Annotated in this window: 13 protein-coding genes; 7 read left to right on the plus strand and 6 right to left on the minus strand. The window is 28.6% G+C overall.

Going from position 1 to position 15894, the window contains the following annotated elements:
* Positions 1–11: 11 nt before the first annotated feature.
* Positions 12–1061: an FAD:protein FMN transferase gene (locus L3B98_RS09170; protein WP_077362513.1), complete on the plus strand. Its 1050-nt coding sequence runs from the start codon at positions 12–14 to the stop codon at positions 1059–1061.
* Between the two features lie 217 nt (positions 1062–1278).
* On the opposite strand, the gene L3B98_RS09175 is transcribed toward L3B98_RS09170, so the two are convergent.
* Positions 1279–2118: a hypothetical protein gene (locus L3B98_RS09175; protein ID WP_238916403.1), complete on the minus strand. Its 840-nt coding sequence runs from the start codon at positions 2116–2118 to the stop codon at positions 1279–1281.
* A gap of 452 nt (positions 2119–2570) precedes the next feature.
* On the opposite strand from L3B98_RS09175, the gene L3B98_RS09180 reads away from it, so the two are divergent.
* Positions 2571–2924 (plus strand): response regulator, encoded by a 354-nt coding sequence (locus tag L3B98_RS09180; RefSeq protein WP_077362517.1) that lies wholly within the window; start codon positions 2571–2573, stop codon positions 2922–2924.
* Positions 2925–3060: 136 nt separating this feature from the next.
* Here the strand turns inward: L3B98_RS09180 and L3B98_RS09185 are convergent, their stop codons facing one another.
* The 3 genes from L3B98_RS09185 to L3B98_RS09195 are packed head-to-tail and all read right to left on the minus strand — an operon-like array spanning position 3061 to position 5987.
* Complete coding sequence (locus tag L3B98_RS09185) at positions 3061–3591, minus strand: Gx transporter family protein (RefSeq protein ID WP_015392498.1); 531 nt, start codon at positions 3589–3591, stop codon at positions 3061–3063.
* Between the two features lie 12 nt (positions 3592–3603).
* Positions 3604–3975 carry a NusG domain II-containing protein gene (locus tag L3B98_RS09190; protein WP_015392499.1) on the minus strand — a complete coding sequence of 124 codons (372 nt, stop codon included), beginning with the start codon at positions 3973–3975 and terminating at the stop codon, positions 3604–3606.
* Between the two features lie 17 nt (positions 3976–3992).
* A complete protein-coding gene (locus L3B98_RS09195) occupies positions 3993–5987 on the minus strand; it encodes a fructose-1,6-bisphosphatase (RefSeq protein ID WP_238916404.1) in 1995 nt (664 codons plus the stop codon).
* Positions 5988–6203: 216 nt separating this feature from the next.
* Here L3B98_RS09195 and kduI point away from each other — a divergent pair, with 216 nt between their 5' ends.
* Both kduI and L3B98_RS09205 read left to right on the plus strand, forming a co-directional pair.
* Positions 6204–7040: a 5-dehydro-4-deoxy-D-glucuronate isomerase gene (kduI, locus tag L3B98_RS09200; RefSeq protein WP_238916405.1), complete on the plus strand. Its 837-nt coding sequence runs from the start codon at positions 6204–6206 to the stop codon at positions 7038–7040.
* A gap of 192 nt (positions 7041–7232) precedes the next feature.
* Positions 7233–10172, plus strand: coding sequence for an EAL domain-containing protein (locus L3B98_RS09205; RefSeq protein ID WP_238916406.1), 2940 nt, complete (start codon positions 7233–7235; stop codon positions 10170–10172).
* Positions 10173–10197: 25 nt separating this feature from the next.
* On the opposite strand, the gene L3B98_RS09210 is transcribed toward L3B98_RS09205, so the two are convergent.
* Entirely contained in the window at positions 10198–10695 is a 498-nt protein-coding gene (locus tag L3B98_RS09210) for a hypothetical protein (RefSeq protein ID WP_238916407.1), read from the minus strand.
* A gap of 333 nt (positions 10696–11028) precedes the next feature.
* Here L3B98_RS09210 and L3B98_RS09215 point away from each other — a divergent pair, with 333 nt between their 5' ends.
* Both L3B98_RS09215 and L3B98_RS09220 read left to right on the plus strand, forming a co-directional pair.
* A complete protein-coding gene (locus L3B98_RS09215; protein ID WP_238916408.1) occupies positions 11029–12249 on the plus strand; it encodes a CobW family GTP-binding protein in 1221 nt (406 codons plus the stop codon).
* Between the two features lie 104 nt (positions 12250–12353).
* Entirely contained in the window at positions 12354–13292 is a 939-nt protein-coding gene (locus tag L3B98_RS09220; protein ID WP_238916409.1) for a GTP-binding protein, read from the plus strand.
* Positions 13293–13386: 94 nt separating this feature from the next.
* Here L3B98_RS09220 and L3B98_RS09225 read toward each other — a convergent pair whose 3' ends face one another.
* A complete protein-coding gene (locus tag L3B98_RS09225) occupies positions 13387–13593 on the minus strand; it encodes an alpha/beta-type small acid-soluble spore protein (RefSeq protein ID WP_015392506.1) in 207 nt (68 codons plus the stop codon).
* A 445-nt stretch (positions 13594–14038) separates the two neighbouring features.
* Here L3B98_RS09225 and L3B98_RS09230 point away from each other — a divergent pair, with 445 nt between their 5' ends.
* Positions 14039–15610 carry a hypothetical protein gene (locus L3B98_RS09230; protein ID WP_238916410.1) on the plus strand — a complete coding sequence of 524 codons (1572 nt, stop codon included), beginning with the start codon at positions 14039–14041 and terminating at the stop codon, positions 15608–15610.
* Positions 15611–15894: the final 284 nt, after the last annotated feature.

The raw sequence follows: 15894 nt of genomic DNA on the forward strand, positions 1-15894 counted from the left end.
GGAGTAAGCAGATGAAGAAATTTGTATACGTATTAATGGCTTGTGTTTTTGTTGTTTCAAGCTTTAGTGCATGTGGAAATAGTAAAAATAAGTATTATGAAAAAAGCAATATAGTTATGGACACTGCAGTGACTTTAAGTGCTTTTGGTCCAAATGCAAAAGAAGCAGTTGATGAAAGTTTTAAAAGATTAGATGAAATTGAAAAAATGGCGAGTACAACTATAGAAACAAGTGATATTTATAAAATAAATAATTTTTCGGGGAAAGCCTATGTAAAAGTTCATCCTGAAATATTAAAAATGGTAAAAACTGCTGTACAATATTCTAAATTAAGCAATGGTGCTTTTGATATTACTACAGGCCCTATAATTAATTTGTGGGGAATAGGCACTGATAATGAAAGACTACCGTCAGTGGAAGAAATTAAAGCAAAGCTTCCATTAGTAGGATATGAAAGAATTAGCATAAACGAAGCAGAAAGTAGCATTATGCTTAAAGATGCAGGTATGGCAATCGACTTAGGAGGAGTTGCTAAGGGCTTTGCTACTGATGAAGTTTTGAAAATTTATAAAAAATATAATATTGAAAATGGATTAATTAATTTAGGGACAAGTTCTTTATATGCTGTTGGTAAAAATAAAGAAAATAAAGATTGGTCAGTAGGAATCAAGCACCCAAGAAGTGACGATTCTAATGCATTTCTAGGCGTAGTTAAAATATCAAATGAAGCATTATCAACATCTGGAGATTATGAAAGATATTTTATAAAAGACAATAAAAGATATCATCACATCATGGATCCTAAAACTGGATATCCAGTGGATAATGGAGTTGTAAGTGATACAATAGTAATAAATGGTGATATTGAAGATAATGGAATGATAGCTGATATATTAACAACAACAGTATTTTCATTAGGAGCAGAAAAAGGAATTGAATTATTGGATTCTATGCCACAAGTGTCAGGTGAAATTACCACATCAGAGAATAAAATATATACTTCACAAAATTTTAAGGAAAGAATAACTGACTTAAATAAAGATTTTAAATATGCAAACTAGATATAATTAAATCAAAAACCAAGCATTTGAAATTTTCTTTTGTAAAATATTCAAATGCTTATAATTTTTTGAAATTAAATATTGTAAATTATAATTTATAAATTTTTTTGCCTTTAAATTATAAAGAAGAATTGTATGTCTCCTCATAATATATTAACTTATAATGAGTATGTAGAGATGTTTAAAATAAATGTTGTTAATTTAGTGGATGTGTGGATTATAATAATACACCAGTTGATTTGTAGTTGACTTTACCTATGTCACGAATTTTAAGGAATCTGAATTCAATACACAATCTTTTGCTTAAATCCATATAATTAATTTCTTTTTTAGTAAGAAATAGTATGAAAAGTGAAAGGTATTTTTCTAAATATTTTGAGGCAACGCCATGATATTTTTTAAGCCATTTTTCTATAATAATCTGGAATGACCATATTAACTTATCACTCTGAACTTCTTTTATACGCTTTTTATTATGTGCTTTTGCAACTAAAGAAATATAACGGTCACCATATGGAACTATATAAGCTTCCTTTTCAATTAGATAATAAATTTTTTGATTAAAGCTAGGTAAATGCCAATGACATCTTGAAATTGGCTTCACTATTATAGAGTCATCGTAATCTTTTGCAGCTACAACCCAAATATTATGACGCACTGAAGGAATAATATTTCTGCAGCCTTTAAAATTTTCAAGTATTAATTTTTTTGCAATATGGACATCACCACTTAATATTGCGGGAATACTATCAAAAGTTAGTCCGTGTAAAACTTTGTGTCTCCAATAAAAAGCTGTAACTAAGCTTATTTCCAATTTCTCAGCACAAAATCTTAAGGATTTTCTTTCAAGTACATATTCCACGAATTTAGTCCATTTAATGGGGTCCTTTTTTGAGTAGCTCCATAGAGAATTCGATGCAGAAGAGAAGGTTTTATCGCATTCTTTGCATTTATATCTTTGAATTCCTTTGAATGAACCGTATTTTATGTAATGTTTCGAGCTGCAAGTAGGACATTTTTCAATATTTCTATTTAAATAGATAGTACTTTTTATCAAATTATTAATATTAGAATTTAATAAATTAAAATTGCTATCAGTTTTTATCAAGTAAAACACCTCAATTCACTACTAAAATATAAATTAAATATTCAAATCCTCTTAATAATTGCCTAAATATTAAGTTTCTAAACATTACCAACATTTATTTTAAACATTTGAACATATAACTTTTTATTGAGTATAGAGTAGTTATACATAGTGAATAAGGCATTACTATTAGTACAATTGGAATAATAAAATAAAATATATTTAGAACTAGATAGAATTAAAAATACAAGAGTTGACATTTTTAATTAACAGAATACACTTAAAGTAGGACAATAAATTATTAAATAAATAATTTATTGGTAGAAAATTGGTGACATTATAATTTAAAGTATTTAAATTAGGGATTTATTATATTTAAGGGTGTGGGGGAAATTGAATATTGAGATGTGAGGTTGGTAATTATGAAAAGAGTTCTTATTGTTGATGATGCAGCTTTTATGAGACAAATGCTTAAGAAAACGCTTGAAAAGAACGGATTTGAGGTGATTGGGGAAGCTGAGAATGGTCTAAAAGCAGTTGAAATGTATAAAAAATTAAATCCAGATATTGTTACTATGGATATAACAATGCCTGAATCAGATGGAGTTGAAGCTTTAAGTGAAATAATGAAGTATGATTCTAATGCTAAAGTTGTTATGATGAGTGCAATGGGGCAAGCACCCAAAATTAAAGAAGCGGTTCTGCTGGGGGCAAAAGGATTTATAATTAAGCCTTTTAAAGAGGAGCCTTTTATAAAAATTATAAGTAGACTTTAAAAAATTGCTTTTATGAGGAGAAAATATTAATTATCTCCTCATAAAGGCTTTGTTAAAATTTTGAAAAATGATTTCTGTAATATATAATTTAACTTTAACTATAACTATAACTATAACTATAGATCTTACTCTAAAGTTATTTATTTATATATAAGTTATTGAAGTAAGATAACCTAGATAAATGCTGTACTATAAAATTTGAAGCTATACCTATAAAAATACCTGTTCCTAGTCCTGCAATGGATAATATAGGAAGATATAACATGACACCTATGTTTTGGACTATAAGAGATGCCACTATTAATTGACCAACATTATGGAAAAAAGCTCCAGCAGCGCTCACTCCAATTATACTTACTTTATCCTTAAAAATTTCTTTGACAAAAATCATAACAAAATAGCTAAAAATTGCTCCGACAGCACTGTACATAAATGTTGAGAGGTTGCCACCGAATATTGTTGATAATAAAAGTCTGAGTATTATAATTAAGAAAGCATCTCTTTTGCTATTTAAGGTATATAAAGCTATAACTGTGATTAAATTTGTTAGGCCAAGTTTTGCCCCAGGAGCAATAAATGGAACTGGAATCATACTTTCTACTGTATAAAGAACTAAAGCTTGCGCTACCAAAACGCCTATAAAGACTATACGAAAAGTTTTGCTCATGTCATAACACCTCTAATCATCTGATGCAATATCAGTACTTTTAATTTCAACCATCATTTTGTGCGGAAGGCATACTATAATTTTGCCTGGATCAGTGATAAAACCAGATTTTTCACAGATTTTATCTTTGCAGTCTGCATCTACTACCTTAATAGATTGATCTTTAATCTCAAGGGTATTATAGCCATAGGCTGTTTTTATATCGATTGTTTCATCTCCTCTATGTTCTGATAGAGGGATTTTTTTAATAAGTTTACCATCAACAGTTATTTCTGCATAAGTTCCATTATAATTTTTTCCAAGCATTACTCCTAAAATTAGTTCAGGAATAAAGGATAAACATATTAAAAAAGCTATTATAATTATATCCCATTTCTTAAACATATTTGTCATCCTTTAATTTAAATTCTGCTTTGTTGTTTGATTAATCCTTTTCTGTACGCTGACAATAGTAATTTTAATTCATCTATTTGTTGATTTAAGGCAATACCTATATCTGTATCGCCAACGGTCTTTCTTTCTACTACTTGCTCAAGTACAAGGTAGGAAGATAATATATCGGTTTCTTCTTTAATAGCCTTTTCTGTAGATTCAAAAGGTTGATGTGATACTAATTGAAGTCCAAAAGAATTATAAATTAAAGTGTATCCAGCAAGTCCTGTTTTTGGCTGATAAGCTCTCGAAAATCCCCCATCAATAACTAACAACCTTCCGTTAGCTTTTATTGGACTTTCACCATTCTTTTCCTCAACCGGAACATGACCATTAATTATATGTGACTCTTGAGAATTAAGTCCAAATTCTTTTAGAATATTATTACACACTTCTTCATTATTTCTAAAATTAAAATAAGGATCTTTTTTCTCATAATGTGTTTCTTTTTCTTCAACAAAATATTGCTCGAATACAGTCATTCTATCCTTCCCAAACAATGGAGAAGAAGCACCACACCATAAATACCACATAATATCTGCTTTATTTTCTTTTGAATCCATATCGTCTTTAGAAAAATAGGCTTCTCGAGCAAGCATATCTAAATTATCTAAAAGATCTTTTCCTTTATGTTCATGTTCACCTATTTTAACAGTTCTAAAAGTTCCATCTTCATTTAGTGGTATGCATCCATGATAGAGAAGATTAGAATTAAAAGTTGTGTATAAACTCCCATTTGAAAATAAAAACCTAACATGCTTATTATATTTTTCGCTATTCATAAAACAAGATTTTAGTTTTTCAATTAATTCTCTTTCTTCTAGGGTAAGCTTGTACGGATTTTGTGGATCTATAGTTGGAAAATTGGAATCTTTTAATTTATAAGTTTTCTCATATAATTCAATTGTTCCATCAACATAATTAATATTATTTAGCACTAAGCGATGCTCCATATTAAATTCATGATGTCTTGAAATTATTTCACCTTCTAATTTAAACAATATTATTGCTATAGATTTATGCATCTTAGCAATTAACTGAATTTCATTAACACTATATTTTTTATCATAATCAATTCGTGGCAAAAAGATGTTGCAAGGGTCGTCATTATATAAATCCATAGAAAAGGTTGCTAAAGGTAATAAGTTTATGCCATAACCATTTTCTAATGTGTCTAAGTTTGCATATTTTAAGGAATTTTTAATGACATTAGCAATACAAGCTTCTGAACCACAAGCTGCTCCCATCCATAAGATATCATGATTTCCCCATTGAATATCTACTGAATGATAATTTACCAAAGTATCCATTATAATATCAGCACCAGGCCCTCTATCAAATATGTCTCCAAGGATATGAAGTCTATCGATAACTAATTGCTGTATTAGTTTTGATATTTCAACTATAAATTCTTTAGCTCTGTCAATATCAATGATGGTTGTGATAATTTGCTCATAATACTCTGTTTTATCAATTTCTCTAGGCTGTTCGTGGAGCAATTCTTCAATAATGTATGCAAAATCTTTTGGAAGAGCTTTTCTAACTTTAGAACGCGTGTATTTGGAAGACACATATCTAGATAACTCAATTAACCTGTGAAGAGTAATTTTATACCAGTCATCTATATTTTCTTCTTGTTTTGAGATTAATTCAAGTTTTTGTTCAGGATAATAAATTAAAGTTGCTAAGCTTTTTTTTTCACTTTGTCTTAATCTATTACCAAATACATCTTCAATTTTTCTTTTAATAACCCCAGAAGCATTTTTTAAAACATGTATGAAAGGTTCATATTCTCCATGAATATCTGTGAGAAAATGTTCTGTACCCTTAGGTAAATTTAAAATTGCTTGAAGGTTTATAATTTCTGTTGATGCCTCATTAATTGTTGGATATTGCTTTGAAAGTAATTTTAGGTAATTTAAATTTTTGCCTATTTCATCATTTGATAATTCGTTTTTAAGCATAAAGTCTCTTTCCCTTCATTAAAAAATAAAACATATTTTAAGAATACTATAATAATTATAACACATAGAATAATCAGTTAAATGGGTAATATAATTTTCTAAATTAATAGAAAATTAGAAGATATAGATTGAAATTTTACTCTAAGTAAGATAAAATAATATCGGGAACACGTGTGCACAATGATTGATTTTTTTAAAAAGGAGAGTAATAGAATTATGAAAATGGACATAAGATATTCAAATCATCCGGAGGACTCAAAACATTATGATACTGAAACATTAAGAAAACATTATCTAGTAGAAAAGGTTTTTGTGGAAGATGAAGTAAACTTAGTATATAGCCACAATGATAGAATTATATTTGGTGGAGTCACTCCAGTAAAGGAGACATTAAAACTTGGGGCTTCAAAGGAATTAGGTACAGATTATTTCCTTGAGAGAAGAGAGCTTGGAGTTATTAATGTCGGTGGAGAAGGAACAATTAAGGTAGATGGAGTAGAATATAATTTGAAATTTAGAGATGGATTATATGTTGGACAGGGAGCTAAAGATATAGAATTTACATCAGTAGATGGAAAGAATCCAGCAAAGTTCTACATTAATTCTGCACCAGCGCTTAAATCATATCCTACAGTAAAAATTGACTTAGAAAAGGCTAATAAAATTAAATGCGGCGATGAAATCAATATGAATAAGAGAACAATCAATCAATATGTTCATCCAGCGGTTTGTGATAGCTGTCAATTAGTAATGGGATTAACAATTTTAGAACCAGGAAGTGGATGGAATACAATGCCATGTCACACTCACGAAAGACGTATGGAAGTATATCTTTACCTTGAAGTTCCTGAAGAGCAAGTTGTATTCCACTTAATGGGACAAGGTCAAGAAACAAGACATATTGTAATGAAAAATGAGCAAGCTGTAATTTCACCAAGTTGGTCAATTCATTCAGGTATAGGAACTCAAAATTATTCATTTATTTGGGGAATGTGTGGAGAAAATAAAACCTTTGATGATATGGATCATATAAAAATTGAAGATTTAAAATAAAATTAAGTTGCTAGCATGTAATACAAAAATATTACATGCTGTTTTTTTATGAAATTTTTTAGAATTTTTAGAATAATATAGAGAGGCATGGCGAAAAACGTTGAAAGGGAATATCATGAATGGTAAAATATTAGTATATATAATGATTAGTACATTTATTCACATAAGTTGAATATTTAAGAGGTATAGATTATGAGGATTACTTTTAGAATAAAATTATTTTTATTTTGTGTATTTATTATTTTATTAACAGCAATTCCAATTGCTACGATTACTTATAATGATATATATAATTCATTGAAAGGGGAGATGTTATTACATAGTAAGGAACAAATATTACAAATTGATAATTCTATCAACGGAATTGCAAATCAGTTAAAAGCAAATACAGTATTTCTAGCAAATTCCAATGAAGCTAGAAAGGCTGATCAATCTATATCAGCACTATTTAACATACCTAATGTTGAAAATAACAAAAAGTATTCAAAACAGCTTCCTGGTATAGAAGGCTCTATATATAACGAATTGGAAAGTTATGGGGAGTCACATCCTGAAACTACATATGTGTATATAGGCACAAAATGGGGAGGATATATCCAGTGGCCAGATGGGTTAGGTGCGGGTAATTTTGATCCGAGAAAAAGGCCATGGTATGCTCCAGCTGTAGAAAATCCAGACAAAGTGATAACTTCAGATCCTTACGTTTCTGCAATTGATAATAGTAATAATATAATAATAAGTTTTTCAAGTGCTATAAAGAATGAAGCTAACGAAGTAATTGGAGTAGCTGGAATTGATGTGAGTTTAAATAAATTATCAGAAATTGTTAGAAGTATAAAAGTTGGAAAGGATGGTTACATTTTTATTTGTACTAAGGATGGTACTATGCTGGCACATCCAAATTCTAATTTGAATTTCAAAAAATTATCTGAATATGATAGTAGACTAGTAAGCTCGAAAGATGGTTCGGAATTTTCTATTAAGGATTCAGATAAGATTATAAATGCTGAAAATGATAATTTTGAAACTGTTATTGATGGAAAAGAAGTTTTTGTGAATATATATACTTCACCTAATACAGGGTGGAAGATGGTTTCAGTTGTACAAAAAAGTGAACTTACAGATAGAGCAGAAGAACTTCAAAATTTAGTAATTATAATTACATTATGTGTGTTAGTATTAGGGATAATTTTAACATATTTTATTACAAAAGTATTAACTAAACCGATAAAAGATTTAGCACCTATAATGGAAACAGCTGGAAATGGCGACTTAGCGGTCAGAGCTAATATTAATACTAAGGACGAATTTGGAGTATTGGGAAATTCATTTAATCTAATGATTTCCAAACTAAGTTCAAATTACGATGAATTATCAGCAGTGTATGAAGAATTGATGGCAACAGAAGAAGAATTAAGAGCACAATATGATGAACTGCAATTTAATGAAGAAGCCTTAAGAAGTAGTGAGGAGAGATATAGAATTGCTTTAGAATCAGCTAATGATTCTATTTGGCAGTGGAATATGATTACAGGGGAATTTTTTGTTTCTGATAAGTTAATAGATATTATAGGATATAAACCTGATCCAGAAATGGATGCTATAAAGATGTTTAAGGAAATGGTTCATCCAGATGATTATGTCCAAGCTAAGGAAGATTTATATAACCATATAAATAATTTAACACCTGTTTTTAATTCTGAATATAGAATTAAAACAAAAGATGGTTCGTATGTATGGGTATATTCTAAAGGGAAAGTCTCAAGGGATACAGAAGGAAAGGCTATAAAACTTTCGGGATCAATTTCAGATATTTCTGAGCGTAGAAAAGCTGAAGATAAGATTAAATTCTTAGCATATTATGATACACTCACAGGTCTTACTAATAAAGTTTTATTTATGGAAAAACTAGATGAACAGTTGGAAAGAATAAAAAGTAGTGAGGTTGAAGGTGCAGTAATATTTGTTGATTTAGATGACTTCAAAAAAATAAATGATGTAATGGGACATAAATTTGGAGATGAATTACTTATTGCATTATCTGAACAATTTAAGAAATTAGTAGAGAAAAAGGATACGATATGTAGACAAGGTGGAGATGAGTTTTTTATACTTAATCCTTCAATAAAAGAAAATGAAATAGAAGCATATGTAAATAAATTATTGAATTTATTTAATCAAGGATTTAGGGTACAAGATAAGCAGATATCAATTACAGGTAGTATTGGAGTAGCATTGTATCCTAAGGACGGAGCTGATTCAGATACTATTATGAAGAATGCTGATTCAGCTATGTATAAAGCAAAGGAATTGGGAAAAAATAGATATGCATTATATGATCCTGAAATTTATTTAAAATTACAAAGAAAGACTGCAATTGAAAGAATTTTAAGGAATGCAATTGAAAATAACGAATTTAGTATAAATTATCAACCACAATATGATGCAATGAAGAACGAAATTTTTGGATTCGAAGCTTTACTTAGATTAAATAGTAAGGAATTAGGTTTTATATCACCAGCTGAATTCATTCCTATAGCAGAAGAAAGTGGATACATAACACAAATAGGATTATGGGTTATTAAAGAATCATGCTTGCAAAGTGTTAAGTGGCTTAGAGGTGGCTATAAGTTTAAGAGTATAAGCATTAACATTTCATCAGTTGATTTACAACAGCCAGATTTCATAGAAAAGGTTACAGATATAATTAAAGAAACAGGTATCGATACAGATATTGTAGAATTTGAAATTACTGAAACAGTTTTAATGCAATCCCTTGATTTGAGCATAAATGCTTTAAATCATTTGAAAAGTATGGGAATACGAATTGCCCTAGATGATTTTGGAACAGGATATTCTTCGCTTAATTATTTGAGAAAAATTCCAATAAATACATTAAAGATTGACAAATCTTTCATAGATAATATTGCTTCCAATGAAAAAGAAGAATCAATAATTAACAATATAATACAAATGGCTCATACTATGGGTTTAAAGGTTGTTGCTGAAGGTGTGGAAATAGCAGATCAGTTATCAATACTTAAAGAAAAAGAATGTGACTATATTCAAGGATATTACTTCAGCAAACCACTTCCTGCACCAGAAGTTGAAAAGCTGTTTGAACAAGGTTAATTAAATAAAATAATAAGCAAAGGCCTTAATAATTAAGGCCTTTGCTATATTCACTATCATTGTTAACTATGATAACAAAAGCTCTAGGATAGTCTTGCAAATACTTTACGTTAAATTTGACTCCAGATTTAGGATAATAATAACTATTGAATGACTTTTCATTGACTATATTGAAATCTGAGGAAAGACAATAAGTTGGAATCTCAAGATTTTCATTTGTATTAATAATGATATCATACCGTAATACTTGTTCATTATTATAGTAATTAGATGTTTGAAGAGTATCTACAATAACTCCTTGTCCTTTTTCTCCATAATTATTAAGAAGAGAGTTTATTATAAAGTGTCCTATGAAAACATTGACAAAAGAAAGCGTGAAAAAGATGAACATAAAGCCTATTATTTGAAGTCTAAATTTTAATGGTAAAATAAGCAGTGCAATTATACATAAAGCAATTATCAGTAAAAGACTAAGAAGTGGATGAGTTCTTAATGTAATAAGAAGAATAATTAGATATTCCATTAGTATTACCTCCATCATATCATAATATAATTTTTATTCTTAATTATGTATGGATGATCTGCAAGGTATAAATAATGCTATATAATATCATTATAATATATTGTATTGCTAATAATATTAAAGGATAATTAAGGTAATATTAAAAGTATGTAAATTATAGATATATTAGATAATAACCAAAGCAATGAGAAGTTAGTTATATATTGACAGGATTATAATTTAAGAGTAGCATAAAAATGAAAAAATCACATGGAAATTATTATCAATGCCCTTATATATTGCATTGAATAATTAATAAAGTAAAGATTATAAGTTAAGGAAAGGAATTTTGATATGACTAAAATAGATATAATATCAGGCTTTTTAGGAGCAGGGAAAACAACTTTAATAAAAAAATTAATTGAAGAAGCATTTAAAGGTGAAAAGCTTATGCTTATTGAAAATGAATTCGGTGAAATAGGAATTGATGGTGGATTTTTAAACAATTCTGGAGTTGAAATCACTGAAATGAATTCAGGGTGCATATGTTGCTCTTTAGTAGGTGATTTTGGAGTAGCCCTTAAGGAAGCTCTAGATAAATATTCACCTGAACGTATAATAATTGAACCATCAGGAGTTGGAAAATTATCAGATGTAATAAAAGCTGTAGAAAGTATAAAGGATGAAGCGCCTATAAAGCTTAATAGTTTTACAGCTGTTGTAGATGCAATAAAATGTAAGATGTATATGGATAACTTTGGTGAATTCTTCAATAATCAAATTGAAAATGCTAATACAATAGTTTTAAGCCGTACTCAAAAGCTTACACAGGAAAAATTAGAATTATGTGTAGCTCAAATACGAGAACATAATAAGGATGCAGCCGTTATAACTACAAATTGGGATGAAATTGATGGTAAGTTGATTCTTGCTGCAATGGAGCGAGAAAATTCACTTGAAAAAGAATTATTAAAGGAAGCAGAGGAACATCATCACCATCATCATGATGAAGATTGTAGTTGTCAAGAACATGAGCACCACCACCATGATGATAAATGTGATTGTCAAGAACATGAGCATCACCACCACGATGAAAAATGTGATTGTCACGATCATGAACATCATCATCATGATGAAGAATGTGATTGTCAAGAACATGAGCATCACCACCACGATGAAAAATGTGATTGTCATGATCAAGAACATCATCACCATGATGAAGAATGTGATTGTCATAATCATGAACATCATCACCATGATGAAAATTGTGGGTGCCATGAGCATCACCATCATCATGCAGATGAAGTATTTACTAGCTGGGGAATCGAAACTCCTAAAAAATATTCTAAAATTGAATTAGACGAAATATTAAAAGTTTTAGCTGAATCTTCAGACTATGGAATTATTTTAAGAGCAAAAGGAATAATCCCTTGTACTGAAGGAGGATGGATTAATTTTGATTTAGTACCAGGTGAATACGAAATACGAGAAGGCGTATCTGATTATACAGGAAGATTATGCGTAATAGGTACAAATATAAATAAAACAAAAATACAAGAATTATTTCATATTTAAATTATTTAATTTAAATCATATTTAAATTAAATAATTTAACTTAAGCGAGAATAAAAAGACATTGTATTATTAATGTAGCAATTTGATGAAAGAAGGTAGAAGTTATGACAGATGTACCAGTTTTTCTTATTACTGGTTTTTTAGAAGGTGGTAAAACAACTTTTATTAAAGAAATATTTAATGATCCAGATTTTGTAGAAGGCGAAAAAATTACTGTGATTGTCTGTGAAAATGGTATTGAAGAATATGAAAAAGAGTTTTTAGACAAAAATAAAGTATCTTTAGTACATGTTGATAGCAAGGAAAATTTAACTGCAGAATTTTTAAAAGAATGTAATGATGAAAATAACCCAACAAAAGTAATTGTCGAATATAACGGGATGTGGCAAGGTGATGTGATTGGAAAATTAGAATTGCCAGAAAATTGGGAGTTTGCACAAATTATAACACCTATTGATGCTAATACTTTTGAAAGTTATATGGGAAATATGAAATCCTTACTCATAGAACAATTTCAAAATTCAGATTTAATTATAATTAATCGTTGCAAAGATAATACTGATAAGTTGAAATTTAGGAATAGCATAAAAGCTGTTAACGCACATGCAAATATAATTTTTGAATTGGAAAATGGTGAAATTGATGATAGACCGTTACAATTACCTTTTGATATAAATGCTAAAGTAATTGAATTTGAAGACTATGATTTTGGTGTATGGTATTTAGATGCAACAGAAGCACCTGACAAATATGATGGTAAACATATTAAGATGAGAGGGTTAGCTTATACAAATCCTAAATATCCTAAAAACATTTTTGCTTTTGGCAGAAATGCCATGACTTGCTGTGCTGATGATATCTCCTTTTTAGGACTTTTATGCCAAACAAATAAACCTGTTGATTTTAAAGATAAAGTATGGATTGAAATAGAAGGAATAATTCGCAAGCAATATATTCCACAAGAACAAAGAGAAATTCCTTTTATAACAATCAAAGATTATAGAAATATTAATAAGCTAGAAGATGATTTGATTTATTTCTAATATAAAATATGTTTTACTTGGTTCATATTAGCTTGTCACACGGGAATAGTGACAAGCTAATATGGAGCAAGCTTAAATGATTTTCTTGAAAATATTACTTATCTATTAAATGTTTTTCATATTCTTCTATCATTTTTTTTGTCATTAAACCGCCTATGTTTCCACCAACATATCCATTTGCTCTTGAAGATTTTCTTCCTTCATACTTATCGTTAAGTTCAATTCCCATATCATTAGCAAATTCAGTTTTCAATTTATCTAGTTTTGCTTTTGCTTCAGGAACTAATGGTCGTCTACTCATATTAAACACCTCCATATCTATATTAGTTTTATATTTAAGAATGAAAATATACTTGGAAAATTTTAAATAGGTAAAATAGGTTAAATAGATTGATAAGGTGTGAATTAAAAGTAATTTATTTGTTTTGTTAAGGCGATTGAATTTTGACTTATATTACAGAATATAGTAATATGTATGCATATATAAGAATATCGGGGTGAATTTATAAATGATAAAAGATGCAATAAATTCTGTAATATGGACGCTTGATGGAGGAATTTTTGGTTTATTAGTTATAGTAATATATAGCATTATAAGAACAAAATTTAATGAAATGAATAAGAAATAATTTTAATAGCTGAAAAAAATGTTTAATCAGAGTTTTATGTTAAATAGACTCTGATTTTGTGTTAAAATAGGATTATAATGCATTTTTATGAAAATGATGAGTATGAGGGAGAGAGACATGCCTAATATTTTTGATGGACTAAAAAGAATTTCAGATGACGAGATGATTGAACAGCTAGCATTACTTGAAACTATGAATATAACAAATATTTCAAAGCCTGTTATTCAAAAGGCTAAGAAAAAGACAATAAGTATAATTAATTTTTTAGGTAATAAACTTGGAAAAGGTAGTGTGCTTCAAGAACCAGAAGTTAAAGAAATTTGGACTTTGATTGAGGAGAAGAAAGAAGAACTAAGAGGTTGTAATAGAGAAGAGTTAGATGAAAGATTAAATAAAGTTCTTTTGGAAAAAACTAAAAATGATACAGATAATCCAACCGAAGATTTAATATCGATGGAAGTAATAGATGGAGCCTTTAAGTTATACAAAACGAATCAATATTTAACACCAAGTCAAAAGGCAGATTATATTTATATAAAATATCATGAGAAGCTTAGTGGAAAAGCAAAGGAATACATAAATGAAATGCCGTTTGTGGACTTACAGGAAACAACGCAAGATATAGAAGAAATCATTAATAATATGGATGATAAGCAAAAGAAAGAGTTTGTACAATCTATAGAAGTTGAAAAATTTACATTGCTAAATGTATGGAAAAAAATTGATAGACAACATTTTGCTAGACTAGTATGGATGGCGGTAAAAGCTTACGATGGTAGGTTTACACCAAAAGAAGAATTACTTCCAAGCTTTGTGGAAAACGAGAAAGAAGTTGAAATAGAGCAAAAGAATGCAGAATTAAAAAAATCAAAAAGAGAATTATTCGAATTAAAAAATAAGATGGAATCTTGTAAAAATAAATTAACTACTATAGAAAGTAACTTGAAGAAAGAAAATATTGTTTTAAATAATGCAATTAGAAGTAGAAAACAAGCAGAAGAAGATTTGATAGATTTGGGAAAAATTGATAATAAATTAGAAACGGTTAAGAAAAATAATGAGGAACAATTGAATCAAATCAAAGACCAAATGGAAAAGGCTGCTGTTTTAGAAGAATATGATGTATTAATGGAAGAATATAAAAAGGCTAAATTTGACTCGATTGATATTAATAATAAGCTTTCAGATATTGTCCTAGAAGGAACATTTAAAAGAGAACTAATAGAGGATAATATTAAGACGATTGGCACAAAGGAAGAAAGTATTAAAAAAATTGCAGATGAATTTCAACAATTAAAAAATGATACTTCCGTTTTAATAGAAGAATATAATGAAAAGCAAAAAGAAGTTCATACAATGGAAGAAATCAAAAGAAATGAAATTTTTGAAAGATGGAGTAAATTCTTTATAAAATTTATCTTTGAATTTAAAGCACTAAATAATGTAGTTGATTTTTCTACAAAAGAATTGCTTCATATTGAAGAATGCCTATATGAAATATATGCGTCAAAAGATCCAGAAGCTTTAAGTATTGGGTTGATTGAAGGAAGAAATAGTAAAAATGAGAAGGAAGACTATCATTACATTGATGTAAGTTATCCTGATAAATTTCAAATTGAAATACACTATAGAGTATTAAAGAATGAAGAAAAGAATGTTCAAATAGTGGGAATTACAACTGAATTTTAAATAATATAGATTTAATTTTATGTTGAATTTTTAAGGTTAAAGTTTATTAGATTAATTGTATCTAATAAACTTTAACCTTTTTTATCAATCAAAAAAAGTTATTAAAAATTTGTCTGTTTGCTTTCCTAACTTTGATAATTCTTTTATAGATACACAATGCAAGAATTATACTTATGCAAAACTTACCGAAATCAGAGACATTTATCTTCCACAGGACTAGTGAAATTTTCGCTGGAAGGTTCTAAATGTGGGCTTGTCGTCATTTCAGCGTGTTCCAGATGTAA

Source organism: Clostridium sp. YIM B02555, assembly GCF_022320955.1.
Classification (GTDB): domain Bacteria; phylum Bacillota; class Clostridia; order Clostridiales; family Clostridiaceae; genus Clostridium; species Clostridium saccharoperbutylacetonicum.